General features: G+C 65.1%; 17 protein-coding genes. 12 read left to right on the forward strand and 5 right to left on the reverse strand.

What is annotated here, in order from left to right; all coding sequences use genetic code 11:
• Positions 1 to 116 precede the first annotated feature (116 nt).
• Genes ASS64_RS16200 through ASS64_RS16215 form a run of 4 tightly spaced genes read left to right on the forward strand, consistent with a single transcriptional unit; the run spans position 117 to position 3,688 of the window.
• Complete coding sequence (locus tag ASS64_RS16200) at positions 117 to 1,229, forward strand: ABC transporter permease (RefSeq protein WP_067696790.1); 1,113 nt, start codon at positions 117 to 119, stop codon at positions 1,227 to 1,229.
• Positions 1,229 to 2,131 carry an ABC transporter ATP-binding protein gene (locus ASS64_RS16205; RefSeq protein WP_067696878.1) on the forward strand — a complete coding sequence of 301 codons (903 nt, stop codon included), beginning with the start codon at positions 1,229 to 1,231 and terminating at the stop codon, positions 2,129 to 2,131. Before ASS64_RS16200 ends, ASS64_RS16205 begins: the two co-directional genes overlap by 1 nt.
• A 10-nt stretch (positions 2,132 to 2,141) precedes the next feature.
• Positions 2,142 to 3,092, forward strand: a complete 951-nt coding sequence (locus ASS64_RS16210) for an MlaD family protein (RefSeq protein WP_067696792.1) — start codon at positions 2,142 to 2,144, stop codon at positions 3,090 to 3,092.
• Between the two features lie 11 nt (positions 3,093 to 3,103).
• Positions 3,104 to 3,688, forward strand: a complete 585-nt coding sequence (locus ASS64_RS16215; RefSeq protein ID WP_067696794.1) for an ABC-type transport auxiliary lipoprotein family protein — start codon at positions 3,104 to 3,106, stop codon at positions 3,686 to 3,688.
• 6 nt (positions 3,689 to 3,694) lie between these two features.
• Here the strand turns inward: ASS64_RS16215 and ASS64_RS16220 are convergent, their stop codons facing one another.
• The 5 genes from ASS64_RS16220 to crcB are packed head-to-tail and all read right to left on the reverse strand — an operon-like array spanning position 3,695 to position 6,815.
• Positions 3,695 to 4,390 (reverse strand): ATP12 family chaperone protein, encoded by a 696-nt coding sequence (locus ASS64_RS16220; RefSeq protein ID WP_067696796.1) that lies wholly within the window; start codon positions 4,388 to 4,390, stop codon positions 3,695 to 3,697.
• Positions 4,387 to 4,641, reverse strand: a complete 255-nt coding sequence (locus ASS64_RS16225; protein ID WP_067696798.1) for a hypothetical protein — start codon at positions 4,639 to 4,641, stop codon at positions 4,387 to 4,389. The genes ASS64_RS16220 and ASS64_RS16225 overlap by 4 nt, the downstream gene beginning before the upstream one ends.
• Positions 4,628 to 5,287 carry an HAD-IA family hydrolase gene (locus tag ASS64_RS16230; RefSeq protein ID WP_067696802.1) on the reverse strand — a complete coding sequence of 220 codons (660 nt, stop codon included), beginning with the start codon at positions 5,285 to 5,287 and terminating at the stop codon, positions 4,628 to 4,630. Before ASS64_RS16230 ends, ASS64_RS16225 begins: the two co-directional genes overlap by 14 nt.
• Positions 5,284 to 6,408, reverse strand: coding sequence for an RluA family pseudouridine synthase (locus ASS64_RS16235; protein WP_067696805.1), 1,125 nt, complete (start codon positions 6,406 to 6,408; stop codon positions 5,284 to 5,286). The genes ASS64_RS16230 and ASS64_RS16235 overlap by 4 nt, the downstream gene beginning before the upstream one ends.
• A complete protein-coding gene (gene crcB, locus ASS64_RS16240; RefSeq protein ID WP_067696808.1) occupies positions 6,405 to 6,815 on the reverse strand; it encodes a fluoride efflux transporter CrcB in 411 nt (136 codons plus the stop codon). The genes ASS64_RS16235 and crcB overlap by 4 nt, the downstream gene beginning before the upstream one ends.
• 215 nt (positions 6,816 to 7,030) lie before the next feature.
• On the opposite strand from crcB, the gene rpsU reads away from it, so the two are divergent.
• The 8 genes from rpsU to ASS64_RS16280 form a co-directional block, all read left to right on the forward strand.
• Positions 7,031 to 7,237, forward strand: coding sequence for a 30S ribosomal protein S21 (gene rpsU / locus ASS64_RS16245; RefSeq protein WP_066772550.1), 207 nt, complete (start codon positions 7,031 to 7,033; stop codon positions 7,235 to 7,237).
• 175 nt (positions 7,238 to 7,412) lie between these two features.
• Positions 7,413 to 7,970, forward strand: coding sequence for an FKBP-type peptidyl-prolyl cis-trans isomerase (locus ASS64_RS16250; protein WP_067696811.1), 558 nt, complete (start codon positions 7,413 to 7,415; stop codon positions 7,968 to 7,970).
• 19 nt (positions 7,971 to 7,989) lie between these two features.
• Positions 7,990 to 9,711 (forward strand): DUF4153 domain-containing protein, encoded by a 1,722-nt coding sequence (locus tag ASS64_RS16255; protein ID WP_067696814.1) that lies wholly within the window; start codon positions 7,990 to 7,992, stop codon positions 9,709 to 9,711.
• A gap of 57 nt (positions 9,712 to 9,768) precedes the next feature.
• Positions 9,769 to 10,071, forward strand: a complete 303-nt coding sequence (gene gatC / locus ASS64_RS16260; RefSeq protein WP_067696817.1) for an Asp-tRNA(Asn)/Glu-tRNA(Gln) amidotransferase subunit GatC — start codon at positions 9,769 to 9,771, stop codon at positions 10,069 to 10,071.
• Positions 10,072 to 10,176: 105 nt separating this feature from the next.
• Positions 10,177 to 11,658 (forward strand): Asp-tRNA(Asn)/Glu-tRNA(Gln) amidotransferase subunit GatA, encoded by a 1,482-nt coding sequence (gene gatA / locus ASS64_RS16265; protein WP_067696820.1) that lies wholly within the window; start codon positions 10,177 to 10,179, stop codon positions 11,656 to 11,658.
• The gene (locus ASS64_RS16270) at positions 11,658 to 11,846 is read left to right on the forward strand and encodes a hypothetical protein (RefSeq protein WP_067696823.1); all 189 of its coding nucleotides are present in this window, start codon (positions 11,658 to 11,660) and stop codon (positions 11,844 to 11,846) included. Before gatA ends, ASS64_RS16270 begins: the two co-directional genes overlap by 1 nt.
• A complete protein-coding gene (gene gatB, locus ASS64_RS16275) occupies positions 11,843 to 13,339 on the forward strand; it encodes an Asp-tRNA(Asn)/Glu-tRNA(Gln) amidotransferase subunit GatB (protein WP_067696826.1) in 1,497 nt (498 codons plus the stop codon). Before ASS64_RS16270 ends, gatB begins: the two co-directional genes overlap by 4 nt.
• 150 nt (positions 13,340 to 13,489) lie before the next feature.
• On the forward strand, positions 13,490 to 14,219 hold a 730-nt coding region (locus ASS64_RS16280), incomplete at its 3' end, for a S46 family peptidase (RefSeq protein ID WP_198147748.1).

The following is a 14,219-nucleotide window of genomic DNA, read 5'->3' on the forward strand; positions in this document are numbered from 1 at the left end:
GCGGAAGGATTGGATCGAAATCCCATGCCAGCGCCCATGCTGCGATGCAACGCCGCAGGTGACGGCGGGCGATAGCCGCTTGGCAAGCGCCTGATTTGTCCGCATACCGCGCCGCAATGGGTGGTTTCGCCGAATTCGAGCTGGTCGAGGGGGACGACGGGGGCAATGTGCTCACCCTGTCGGGCCCTTATCTCGTGTCCACAATCGGCGCGATCGACCAGGATTTGCGCGCGCTAGAAGGTCCGATAAGCCGGATCGACCTTTCCGCTGTCAGCGAGATCGACACGGTCGGTGCATGGATCGCGACCAGCCTGTCTAATGAACATCAAGCCGAGATAACCGGCGCCAGCGATCGGGCCGAGCGGCTGATCGACGCGCTCGAGGGGACGCGCGCGGAGGAGGAGATCGCCGCGCCGCGCCTGCCCGTGTGGAAACGCGTGCCGCAGGCCATGGGAGACAAGGTGCTCGGTGCGCGGCACGGGGTCTATGGCGTGGTCGGATTCCTCGGCGCCCTGCTGATCGCCTGCGCCAGCCTGATCCGCCATCCCCGGCGCTTCCGCTGGCTCGCACTCGTCCGGCAACTCGAACTGGTCGGGGTATCGGCCCTGCCCATCATCGGGCTGATGAGCTTCCTGATCGGGATCGTCATCGCGCAGCAGGGCGCGGTGCAGCTGGCGCAATTCGGCGCGGAAACACTGACCGTGAACCTCGTCGGGAGGATAACCTTGCGCGAGCTGGGCGTGTTGATGACCGCAATCATGGTCGCGGGCCGATCGGGCAGCGCCTTTGCCGCGCAGATCGGGACGATGCGGCTGACCGAAGAGGTCGATGCGATGCAGACCATCGGCATTTCGCCGATGGAAGCGCTGGTCGTGCCGCGCATTCTCGCCGCGGTGCTGATGATGCCGCTGCTGGGCTTCTATTCCGCCGGGGTCGCGATTATCGGCGGCGCGGTGGTCGGCCAGTTCATGCTCGGCATACCGTTCTGGACCTTCCTCACCCGCATCCAGGACGTCGTCCCGCTCTACGATCTGTGGGTCGGGTTGATAAAGGCACCCGTCTTCGGCCTGATCGTGGCGCTGGCGGGGTGCTATCACGGGATGAAGGTCAAGGGTAATTCGGAAGAGGTCGGCCTGCGCACCACCATGGCGGTGGTCACCGGCATCTTCGCGGTGATCGTGATCGACGCCTTCTTCGCCGTGTTCTTCACCGAAATCGGATGGGGCTGATGGCGCAGGACGAAACCGGGCGCGATCTGGGGCGCCACGAACGCTATCGCGGCGAATATCCGATCGTGGTCGAGGGGCTGAAGACGGCTTTCGGTCCGCAGGTCGTCCACCAGGATCTCGACCTCAAGGTCAGGCGCGGCGAAATCCTCGGCGTGGTCGGCGGTTCGGGAACCGGCAAATCGGTATTGATGCGTGCGATCATCGGTCTGCAGACGCCTGCCGAAGGCGAGGTGTGCGTTTTCGGGCGCTCGATCGCCGGGAGCGACCCGCAGCAGGATATCGGCATCCGCAACCGCTGGGGCGTGCTATTCCAGGGCGGCGCGCTGTTTTCGACGCTGACCGTGGGCGAGAATGTCGAGGTCCCGCTCAAGCAGTTCTATCCCGATATCGAACCCGAGCTGCGGCACGAGATCGCGCGCTACAAGGTGGTGCTGTCGGGCCTGCCCGAAGAGGCGGTGAGCAAATACCCCTCCGAATTGTCGGGCGGGATGAAGAAACGCGCCGGCCTCGCCCGCGCGCTGGCGCTCGATCCCGAACTGCTGTTTCTCGACGAGCCCACCGCCGGGCTCGACCCGATCGGCGCGGCGGCGTTCGATCACCTGACGCTGGAACTCAAGGAAACGCTGGGGCTGACCGTGTTCCTGATCACCCACGATCTCGATACGCTGCACGAGATCTGCGACCGGGTGGCGGTGATCGCCGACAAGAAGGTGATCGCGGTCGATACCGTGCCGAACCTGATGGAACTCGATCACCCCTGGATACAGGAATATTTCAACGGCCCGCGCGGGCGCGCCGCGCTGACCGCGCAGGCGCTCGACGAGCTGCGCAAGCACATGGACGAGCCGGTCGCCGCGCATGCGGTCAAAGCGTTGGACAAACCGCCTGCGGGCAAGGCATAGGGCGAAACCAATGGAAACGCGGGCAAATCACGTTTGGGTGGGGGCGATCACGCTGCTGATTCTCGGCGCGCTCGCGCTGTTCATCGTCTGGCTCGCGCGGCTCGGCGGCGGGGCGCAGAACGAATACGACATCTTCTTCAAGCAGTCGGTCGCCGGGCTCGCCAATGGCAGCTCGGTCGATTTCGCCGGCGTTCCGGTGGGGCAGGTGAACGAGATCGTGCTGTGGGACAAGGACCCCGAATTCGTCCGCGTGCGGATCAAGGTGAAAGAAAGCGTGCCCATTCTGGTCGGCACCACGGCCACGATCCAGGGCAGCTTCACCGGCGTCTCGACCATCACGCTCGACGGGGCGCGCAGCGGCGCCCCGCCGATTTCCTGCGAGACGACCGCGTGCACCGAAGGCGTGCCGATCATTCCGCCGACCGCCGGGGGCGGATTCGGTGCGGTGCTCGCCAACGCCCCGCTGCTGCTCGAACGGCTGGCAACGCTGACCGAGCGGCTGACCATGCTGCTGTCGGACAAGAACCAGGAATCGCTCGAGGGCATCCTTGCCAATAGCGAGAAGATGACGGCCGACCTTGCCGCGGCCACACCGCAGGTCGAACGGGTGCTCGCCGAGCTTCAGGTAACGCTGCGCGAATCGAGCGAGGCGCTCGACGCCTTCGAAAAGGTCACCCAGTCGACCGATAAGCTGATCAATGAAGAGGGTGCGGAACTGGCGGTGCAATTGCGCCAGACGCTGACCTCGGCCAGCGGTGCGGCCAAGGCGCTGGAGGACACGCTCAACGAGGCGCGGCCCGCGACCAGGCAACTGACCGAAAGCACGCTGCCCGCCGCCGAGGCGACGCTGAAGGACCTGCGCGCAACCAGCCAGGCGCTGCGCTCGGTGACCGAGAAGATCGACGAGCAGGGCGCGGGCGCGCTGCTCTCCAGTCAGCCGCTGCCCGACTACAAGCCGTGAGGGGCATAGCCATGAGAAGCACCATCAAGATTGCCGCACTGGCCCCGGTCCTGCTGCTGGGCGGCTGCCTGAGCTTCGGCGGCGAAGCCCCCGACAGCCTGCTGACGCTGACGCCGACCACCTCGGCCCCGGCGGGAACCGGTGGCAGCGGCGCGCAGGAAACCGCGCTGGCGATTGCCGAATTCGAGGTGCCCAAGGCGCTCGACGTCACGCGCGTGCCGGTGCAAATGAGCGATACGCAGATTGCCTATTTGCAGGACGCCTTCTGGGTGGAACGCCCCGCGCGCCTGTTCCGGCGGCTGGTGGCGGAAACGATCCGCACGCGGTCGAACCGCGTGGTCATCGATGGCGATGATCCTGGCGTGGGGGCAAGCGACCGGCTGCATGGCTCGCTGCGCGCCTTCGGTTACGATGCCCGCACGCGCGAGGCGGTGGTAACTTTCGATGCCGTACGCAATGGCAGCGCTTCGGACGTGACCACTCGCCGGTTCGAGGCGCGCGTGCCGGTGGCCGCGGCGGAGACCGCCTTTGTCGGTCCGGCGCTCAACGAAGCCGCCAACGATGTCGCCGGGCAAATCGCCGACTGGATAGGCTGATCGCGGTCAGCCCCGCGCCAGTCGCGCGAATTCCATTGCCTTGAGGAATTCGCCGAGCCGCCTTGCGCGGCGCGCATTGGCTTCCTCGTCCTGCCCCCACTGCTCGACCTGCCAGTCTTCTTCCAGATTGGCGGCTGCCCACAGCGCTTCGCCATCGGCATCATCCTCGAGCGCGGCGAGCCCCACGCACAGCGATGCCGCGAGCGAGGCGAGCTGTTCCAGTGCGGCGAGAGCGAAATCATCCAGGTCTTCGAGGCGCGCCCGGAGCCGCTTCATGATTTTGGGCGAATGCGGCCGGGCTACGATGCCGCTCACACGTTCCAGCTTGATGCCTTCGCGCGTTTCCATCGCTTCGACCAGCGGGTCCCAGACATCGCGTTGGCGGTGCCAGAACGGTTCGTCGGGACCGGCGCGGTAACACAGCGTATCGGTTTCGACGTAGCGCAGCATCTTGGCGACGATTTCGGCGCGCGTGGCAGGAACGACGTCGAGCGCGTAATCCGCCATATCGCGCAAGGCGAAGCGTGCTGCGTCGAGTGTCTCTCCCTGTTCGGCCCATTCGGCAGCGAGCGCCTCGGCGAGGTTCTGCGACTCGACGACTTGCGGCTTGCCGCCCTGCGTCTTGAGCGGCCGGCCATCGAGCGCGACGTGATACCCCAATTCCGTCTTCTCGATGGTCACATCCTTGTAGAAGCGCTTCACTCGCTGCTGCTCCAGCGCTTGGCCAGGATGATCGGCAGGATGAAGACGTCGAATGCGCCGAACGCCAGCAGGAGATAGCCGATGAGCTCGGGCAGGGGCAGAATGCCGCCCAGGATCAGCGCACCCAGCCCGCCCAGCGCCACGCCCGACAGGCGGACCGCCTGCAGCATGAAGAACCGCGCCTTTGCCGGATCGTGAGGGGCCGGATCGTGAGGGGTCGGATCGTGAGGGGCGGGATCACGCTGGTCCACGGATCATGTCTCCCAATTGTCCTGCAGTATCGGCGACCGCGCTGGCTCCGGCGTCGAACAGTTCCTGCGGCTCGTGATAGCCCCATGACACGCCAATCGCGCGAACTCCTGCGGATTTCGCCATTTCGATGTCGAAGCTGGTGTCGCCGATCATCACTGCCTCGGCGGGCGCGACGCCGGCATCGATCAGCGCCGCTTCGAGCATGGCGGGATGCGGCTTCGACGGGTGGCGGTCCGCAGTTTGCAGCGAGACGAAGCGGTGTTTGATCCCGTGCGTGTCGAGACAGGCATGGAGCCCGCGATCGCTCTTGCCGGTGGCGACCGCCAGCAGCCAGCCTTCCTTGTCGAGCTCGTCGATCAGCGCACCGATCCCCTCGAACAGCGGTTCGCGCAAGCCGCCCGACAGGCGCAGGTCGCGAAAACCGATCTTATAAGCCTCGACCACCGCATGGCGCTCGTCGTCGCTGGCATCGGGGGCTAACTCGCGCATGGCGTAGGGCAGGCTCAGTCCGACCATCCGCCGTACGAGGTGCCGGTCGGGCGCGACCATTCCGACGCTGGCGAAGGCCTGCTCCATGGTTTCGCAGATCGCCGCCTGCCCGTCGACCAGAGTGCCGTCGCAATCGAATACGACAAGGCGGCTCACTTGCGGCGCCCCTTGGGCTTGCTCTTGCCGCCCGCACCGCCCCGGGCGCGGCGCGGAGAACGCTGCGACTTGCGGAAATTCTTGGCGTGCTGGCGCGCCTGCTGCTTCTTTTCCTCGCGCGTCTTCGGCGGGGGATCGTCGCGCATGGGAGTCGCGTCGGAGAGGGTCTCTTCGAAGCCGAGTTGCTCCATCGAACCGGCGAAATGTTCGGGCAGGTCGGCCGTCACATCGAGCTTGCCGCCATCCGGACTGTCGATGATCAGGCGCCGTGCGTGAAGGTGCATCTTGCGGCTGATCGTGCCGGTCAGGAAGGCATCCTTGCCGCCATATTTCCCATCGCCGACGATCGGATGGCCCATGGCCGCGCAATGGACGCGCAACTGGTGCGTGCGCCCGGTGAGCGGCTGGAGTTCGAGCCAGGCGGCTTTCTTGCCCGCGCTATCGACGACGCGGTACTTGGTCTTGGCAGGCTGGCCGCCCTCGTGATCGACATGCATCTTCTCGCCGCCCGAACCCGGCTGCTTGGCGAGCGGGGCCTCGATCACGCCCTCCTTGATGTCGGGCACGCCGATCACCAGCGCCCAGTAGATCTTCTTGGCGCTGCGGCCGGAAAAGCGCTTGGAGAAAAAGGCGGCGCTGCCCGGCGTGCGGGCGACGAGCAAAACGCCCGACGTATCCTTGTCGAGCCGGTGGACGAGGCGCGGGCGCACGTCCTCCTCGCCCGGAGCAAAGGCGTCGAGCAATCCGTCGACGTGGTTGAAAGTGTTAGTGCCGCCCTGCGTCGCGAGACCTGGCGGCTTGTTCAGCACTAGCGCCCCCTTGGTCTGCTCGATGACCATGGCCTCGGCCTGTTCGATTTCGGCCTTGCTCAGCTCGCGCTTGGGCTTGGCTTTCCTGTGCGGCGCATCGCCGCCCGGCGGAACGCGGATCTGCTGGCCTTGCTCGAGCCGGTCGTCGGGCTTCACCCGCTTGCCATCGACCCGAACCTGCCCGGTGCGCGTCCATTTGCTCACCGTGCCGAAGCCGACCTGCGGCAGGTGGCGCTTGAACCAGCGGTCGACGCGAATCCCATCGTCGTCGGACGCCACGGTAAAGCTGCGGACTTCGTCGGAAGTCTTCATCCCACCATCCTCATCACGCTGAGCCCGACCATCAACCCGCTGATGCCCAGCGCGATCGACAGGATCGCATAGAGCAGGGCGAAGAGATACTGCCCGCGCTGCAACAGCATCACCATTTCGAGGCTGAAGGCGCTGAAGGTGGTGAAACCGCCAAGCAGGCCGACCCCCAGCAGCAGCCGCAATTGCTCGGTGTCGCCGCTGCCGCTGCGCGCGAACCATCCGGCGAGGAACCCCATCGCGAGGCTGCCGATGGCATTGGCGGCGAGCGTGGCGAAGGGAAAAGCGGTGACCATGGGCGCACCGAGCCAGCCGGTCATCGCCCGGCCCAGCTGCCAGCGCAGCACCGCGCCGGCACCGCCGCCAATGAAGACGTGCAGTGCGGCAATCAAAGGAAAAGAGGAGGACATCGCCGCTGCCCTTAGCCGTCAAATGTCCGTTCGTCATCATGATGCTGGAGATTGCCGCAAGGGCTTGCCATTGGGCAGGAGAATCCGTATGTGCGCCCCCGTTCGAGCCGGTCCGGAACGGATTCGGCGCGTTTTTCGTTCTCTTGGCGAAACTGTTTTCAAGGAGGCAAACCCGCGCAGCGGGCTCTGGCCCGCTTAGTGAGGTGTTTGAATTTATGCAGATCATCGTTCGCGATAACAATGTCGACCAGGCCCTGCGCGCGCTCAAGAAGAAGCTGCAGCGTGAAGGCGTGTATCGCGAAATGAAGCTGCGCCGCCACTATGAAAAACCCAGCGAAAAGCGCGCCCGTGAAAAGGCCGCCGCCGTTCGCCGCGCCCGCAAGCTCGAGCGCAAGCGCATGGAGCGCGACGGCGTCAAGTGACGGAGCCCTCGGCGCGGCTCGCCGCGCCCCAGGCTCTGCGTCATCCCCGATCCCCGCGCAGGCGGGGATCCGGTGCAGCAAATCACCTTGCCTCGCAAATTGAGCTAAGCCATGAGGGCGCGGAGAAATCCGCGCCCTTAGCGTATCGGCCCATGCCTTTCGGGAAGACATTCACATGACCGAGATTACCCGCGTTCCACTCCAGCCGATCAAGAAAGGCTCGCTCACCAAGCTGTGGCTCGGTGTCGTCGTGGCCGTGTTGCTCGGCGCGGGCCTTGCCTGGGCAGCCGTGCCCAAGGGCCTCGATGTCGAGACGGTAACCGCGGGCACGGGCGATTCGCCCAAGCTCGGCGACGTGGTCTTCGTCCAATATGTCGGCAAGCTGACCGACGGGACCGAATTCGACCGTTCGCAGCCGCTGCCGGTCCCGCCGGGCCTGTTCCCCGAAGGCAATCCGCTGCTGCTGGAAGAAGGCGCGATCATCGATGGCTTTATCGAAGGCCTCACGCAGATGCAGAAGGGCGGCAGCTACGTCCTGACCATCCCCGCCGAACAGGCCTATGGCGCCGAACCGCCGCCGGGCTCGCCGATCCCGCCCAATGCCGATCTGGTGTTCGAGGTCGATGTTGTCGACTTCATGAGCCGCGACGACTTCCAGGCGCGCGCCGCCGCGCTCCAGCAGATGATGGGCCAGCAGGGCGAAGGCGAGGCAGGGGCACCGCCGGTCGAATAAACGCCACGGGGGAGGGCGCATGAGCGAAGTTTCGACGACACACGCGCCCGACCCCCATAGCGACTGGCCGCTGCGGCCCTGGCTGCTTGCGGTCCTGCTGGGCCTTGCGGGCCTCGGGGTGCATTTCGCCGCCGAGTGGAATTCGGACGAGTGGGCACCGTGGCGCGCGGCGCTGACCGCCGCGCTGGCGTTCGGCCCACTGGCCTTCGCGTTCACGCTCGATCGCGACCGCTGGCAAGCGCCGCTGGCCTTCGCCGCGATCGTCGCGCTGGTCATGGCGGGCATCGCCTGGCGGGTGGCCAATGCGGGCGAAAGCTATGCGGACGCACCGTTCTGGTTTGCGGCGGGAGTGGTTTCGATCGCCCTCGCCCTGCCTTTGTTCCAGGCGGGCTTCCACAAGCGTCGCTGGGCTACGCCTTACGACGAGACGCATTTCCAAGTCTGGACCGATTCGATCAGCGTGGCGGGCGCGCTGGCCTTCCTCGGCGTCTCCTGGCTGCTGCTGTTCTTGCTCGCGGCGCTGTTCTCAGCCATCGACATCGACCTGCTGGAGGTTCTGATCGAGCGGGGCTGGTTCGGCTGGAGCTTCTCGGGCGTTGCCTTCGGCGCAGCGCTGGGGATGCTGCGCAACCAGCTCAAGATTATCGGCACGCTGCAATCGGTGGTGATGCTGGTCTTCTCGATCATCGCGGTCCCGCTGGCCATCGCGCTGGCAATCTTCCTGCTGGCCGTGCTGGCGAGCGGCATTTCGGTGCTGTGGAACGCTACCGAAAGCCCGACGCCGCTGTTGCTCTCGGTCGCGGTCGCCAGCTTCGTGCTGGTCAACGCCGTCGTCCGCAACGACGACGAGGAGGCGAGCGGCAACCGCGTGCTGCGCTGGGCGGCTCTGGTACTAGCGTTGGCGATCTTCCCGCTGGCGCTCCTCGCCGCAGTGTCGACCGGCACGCGGATCGCCCAATACGGCCTCAGTCCCGAACGGATCTGGGGCGTAATCGCGGTGGCGGTGGCAGTCGCCTATGGCCTCGCCTATTTTCTCGCCCCGATCCGCGGGCGTTTGACCGGCTGGATGGAGCGCGTGCGCCGCGCAAACATGCATTTCGCCGCCGGGATCTGCGTGCTCGCTTTCATCCTCGCACTGCCGCTGTTCGATTTCGGCGCAATCTCGGCGCGCAACCAGATCGCGCGGCTGGAAAGCGGCAAGGTCGCAGTCGACGAGTTCGACTTCGCCGCGCTGCGCTGGGATTTCGGCGATGCGGGGAGGGAGGCGCTGGCGCGTTTGAAGGACAGTGAAAATCCGCGCATTGCTCAACTCGCCGCCGACGCCTCTGCATTGGAGGTACGCCCCTATGGCGCAACGTCCGTGGCGGACCGTCGAGAAATCTCCGAGAAAGCCGAGCTTTCTCAGTTAGATGACGCAACCGCGCAGGCGGTGCGCGCCTATCTGCGCGACGAAATTATCCTGTGCAGGGAAGGGTGCCGAGTTCAACTTCTTCGCGAAACAGGAAGGGGGAAGCTTATCGGACTCATGACCAACTCCGACTATGGTCAGAACCCCCATCTGTTACTTGTCGAAGCCGGTACAGCAAAGGCGATTTCTCAGCGTGTAGTAAACGGAAGACTGATCCACGAGTATGAGGGGTTAGGTGAGCCGATGAACAAGGCTGGCGAGGTCGAACTACGCCCTTTCACCGGCTATCAGGTTTTTGTCGATGGCAAGCCAGTAGGCCAGCCCTTCGAATAGCAATTCGGCCCGCTATCCCGCTTGAAGCGCAGCCCCCTCGCGGCTAGTGCGCTCCCCATGTCAGTCACACGCGAAGAAGTGGCCAAGATCGCCTCGCTCGCCCGCATCAAGATGGGCGATGCCGAGCTCGACACGATGGTCCCCGAACTCAACAATATCCTCGAATGGGTCGAGCAGCTCGGCGAGGTCGATTGCAGCGGCGTCGAACCGATGACCGCGGTCATCCCCAACAGCCTGCGCCTGCGCGACGATGTGGTCGATGCCATCCCCGAAACGGGTGGCGGTCGGCGCGAGGATGTGCTCGCCAATGCCCCCGCCGCCGAACACGGCTTCTTCGGCGTGCCCAAGGTGATCGAATGATTTTCGCGGGAAAGCATTCGATCATCCCCGCGCAGGCGGGGATCTCCATCAATCCGGCGGAGCGCGGGCGGCCCGAGGCCCCTGCCTTTGCAGGGGATCAGTAATATGACCGAACTCACCAACCTCGGCGTCAAGGCCATCCGCGACGGCGTGGCCGGCGGCGACTTCACCGCGCGCGAAGTGGCCGAAGCCTTCAACGCGGCCGTTGCCGAAGCCGCCGAACTCAACGCCTTCATCGTCACCACTCCCGACCATGCGCTCGCCGCGGCCGACGCGACCGATGCGAAGCGCGCGAAGGGCGAGGACCTCGGCACAATGGGCGGCGTGCCCATCGGCATGAAGGACCTCTTCGCCACCAGGGGTGTGCAGACCACCGCTGCAAGCCACATCCTCGAAGGCTTCACGCCCGAGTACGAAAGCACCGTCTCGCAGAACCTGTGGGATGCGGGCGCGGGGATGCTGGGCAAGCTCAATCTCGACCAGTTCGCGATGGGGTCCTCCAACGAGACCAGCTATTTCGGCAATGTCGCCTCGCCGTGGAAGAAGCAGGGCACCAATGCCGCGATGAGCCCGGGCGGTTCTTCGGGCGGTTCGTCCAGCGCGGTTGCCGCGCGTATCGCGCCTGCTGCCACCGGCACCGACACCGGCGGCTCGATCCGCCAGCCCGCCGCCTTTACCGGCATCTGTGGGATCAAGCCGACCTATGGCCGTTGCAGCCGCTGGGGCGTCGTCGCCTTCGCCTCCAGTCTCGACCAGGCCGGTCCGATGGCGCGCAGCGTCGAGGATTGTGCGATCATGCTCGAGGCCATGGCCGGGTTCGATCCCAAGGACGCGACCAGCCTGAAGATGGAGGTTCCCGCATGGGAAGCGGGCCTTTCGGCAGACCTCAAGGGCAAGACAATCGGTATCCCGAAGGAATACCGGATGGACGGCACCGACGAGGAAATCCTCAAGAGCTGGGAGCAGGGCAAGGAATGGCTGCGCGATGCGGGCGCCGAGATCGTCGATATCTCGCTGCCGCACACAAAATATGCGCTGCCCGCCTATTACATCGTCGCGCCCGCCGAAGCCTCAAGCAATCTCGCGCGCTATGACGGCGTGCGTTACGGCCTGCGCGACCTGCCCGACGGGGCGGGCCTGCAAGACATGTATGCTGCCACCCGCGCCGCCGGTTTCGGCGACGAGGTCAAGCGCCGCATCCTGATCGGCACCTATGTGCTTTCCGCGGGCTTCTACGACGCCTATTACACGCAGGCGCAGAAGATCCGCACGCTGGTGGCGCAGGACTACGAGCAGGCCTGGGGCGAGTGCGACGCGATCCTCGCGCCGACCACGCCGACCGCGAGCTTCCCCTTGGGCAGTCTCGATAAAGACCCGCTGACGATGTATCTGAACGACGTCTACGCCGTTCCCGCATCGCTTGCCGGCCTGCCCGCCATGAGCGTGCCCGCCATGCTCAATGGCGAGGGTCTACCGCTGGGCCTGCAGATCGTCGGCAAGCCCTTCGACGAGCAGGGCGTGCTCAATGCAGGCCTCGCGATCCAGCAACGCGCCGGGTTCGAAGCACAGCCGGAGAAGTGGTGGTAATGGCTATGATGCTGATCATCGTCGGCGCGATGCTGCTGACCGGGCTCTTCGCCCTGTTCGTGGCGCGCAATGTCGATCATGGCGAGGCCCGCTTCGGGCCCGATGGCCAGCTGCCACCGTATGATCCGGAGGCCAAGGACAAGGCGGACCGGAAAGTGACGATCAAGCAGGACGACACAAGCGAATGAGTACCTATCGCATCCAGGGCGCAACCGGCGAGTGGGAGGTCGTGATCGGCCTCGAAGTCCACGCGCAGGTCACCTCCAACGCCAAGTTGTTTTCCGGCGCCTCCACCGCATTCGGCGCGGAGCCGAATACGCAGGTCTCCCTCGTCGATGCGGCCATGCCCGGCATGCTGCCCGTGCCCAATCGCGAATGCATCCGTCAGGCGGTGCGCACCGGCATGGCGATCGAGGCCGAGATCAACGCGTGGAGCCGGTTCGACCGCAAGAACTACTTCTATGCCGACCTGCCGCAGGGCTACCAGATTTCGCAGCTCTACCACCCGCTGGTGGGCGAGGGGGCGCTGCATATCGAGGCCGATGAAAAGGCGGGTATCCCGCAAGACAAGGTGATCGGCATCGAGCGCATCCATGTCGAGCAGGATGCGGGCAAGCTGATGCACGACCAGCATCCGACCATGTCTTATGTCGACCTAAACCGCAGCGGCGTCGCGCTGATGGAGATCGTCTCCAAGCCCGACATGCGCTCGCCTGCGGAAGCCGGGGCATATGTGCGTAAGCTGCGCTCGATCCTACGCTATGTCGGATCGTGCGATGGGAATATGGAAGAAGGCTCCATGCGCGCCGACGTCAACGTTTCGGTGCGCAAGCCGGGCGAGGAATTCGGCACGCGGACCGAGACGAAGAACGTCAATTCGGTGCGCTTCGTGATGCAGGTCATCGAATACGAAGCCAATCGCCAGGTCGATGTGCTGGAGAATGGCGGCACGGTCGATCAGGAAACGCGCCTGTTCGACCCGAACACCGGAACCACGCGGACCATGCGTTCTAAGGAAGACGCGCACGATTATCGCTATTTCCCCGATCCCGACCTGCTGCCGCTCGAGCTGGAGGACGACTTCCTCGAGGAATGCCGCGCCTCGCTGCCCGAACTGCCCGACGCCAAGCGCAAGCGGTACGAGGAAGAGCTGGGCCTCACGCCCTACAATGCCCGCGAGCTGACCGCCGAGGTCGAGACCTTCGCTCGTTTCGAAACGCTGCTGGCGGCCACCGCGAACGGCATCGGCAAGCCCGAAAAGGCTGTCGCGACGCAGGTCGCCAACTGGGCGCTGTCGGTCGCGCCGGGCGTGATCAAGTCGCTGGGCGAGGAAGCCAATCCCGCCCACGCCACGGCAGAAGCGCAGGCCAGCATCCTCGACATGCAGGCCAAGGGTGAAATTTCCGGCGGGCAGGCCAAGGAAATTTTCGAGATCGTGCTCAAGACCGGTCGCGATCCCGAGGAAATCGCCGAGACCGAGGGCCTCAAGCAGGTTTCCGACACCGGCGCGATCGAGGCTGCGATCGACGAAATCCTCGCCAATAACGAGGACAAGGTCGAGCAGTATAAGGGCGGCAAGGACAAGCTGTTCGGCTTCTTCGTCGGCCAGACGATGAAGGCGATGCAGGGCAAGGCCAATCCGGCGGTGGTCAATCAGATCCTGAAGGACAAGCTGGGCTGACGCCATTGGCGCCCGATAAGGGCCACCTCGGCTTCCCTAGTCGACCCGTCATGTCGCTGGCCGAGCAGATGCTTGCCGCGCGCGTGTGCGCGGGGTAGCTTCGCAGCCATTCTTGCGCGTTTTGCGCAGATGGAAGGGGTCTGAATTCCAATGAAGAAAACCGCCGTTGTCGCAGCGCTTATGGCCTGCGCCGCATCCGCACCGCTCGCCGCCAAGGAGGGGATGTTCACCCCCGGCCAGCTTCCCGAAATCGCCGAAGACTTGCGCGAAACGGGTCTCGAAGTGTCGCCCGAAGCGCTCTCCGATCTCACCGGCTTCCCGATGGGCGCGATCGTGCAACTCCAGGGTTGCTCGGGCAGCTTCGTTTCGGATGAAGGCCTGGTGGTCACCAACCACCACTGCGCACGCGGATCGGTGCAGTTCAATTCGACCGCCGAGAACAATTACCTCGTCAACGGTTTCCTCGCCGAAACCAAGGGCGAGGAACTGCCCGCCGCACCCGGATCGCGCGTCTATGTGACGACCGAGATCACCGACGTCACCGCGCGTGTGCGCGACGGGATCGATGCGCTCTCGCCCACCGAGCGTTACGATACGGTCGACCAGCGGGTGAAGGACATCACCGCCGAATGCGAGCAGGATGCGGGATTCCGTTGCCTCGTCGCGAGCTTCTACGGCGGCAAGGAATACACGCTCATCAAGCGGCTCGAGGTCAAGGACGTGCGGCTGGTCTATGCGCCCGCCGACGCCATCGGGAAATACGGCGGCGATATCGATAACTGGATGTGGCCGCGCCACACGGGCGATTTCGCCTTCTACCGCGCCTATGTCGCACCCGACGGCTCGTCTGCCGAATATTCGGAGGACAACGTCCCCTATT

This window comes from Erythrobacter sp. AP23 (assembly GCF_001542855.1).
GTDB lineage: Bacteria > Pseudomonadota > Alphaproteobacteria > Sphingomonadales > Sphingomonadaceae > Qipengyuania.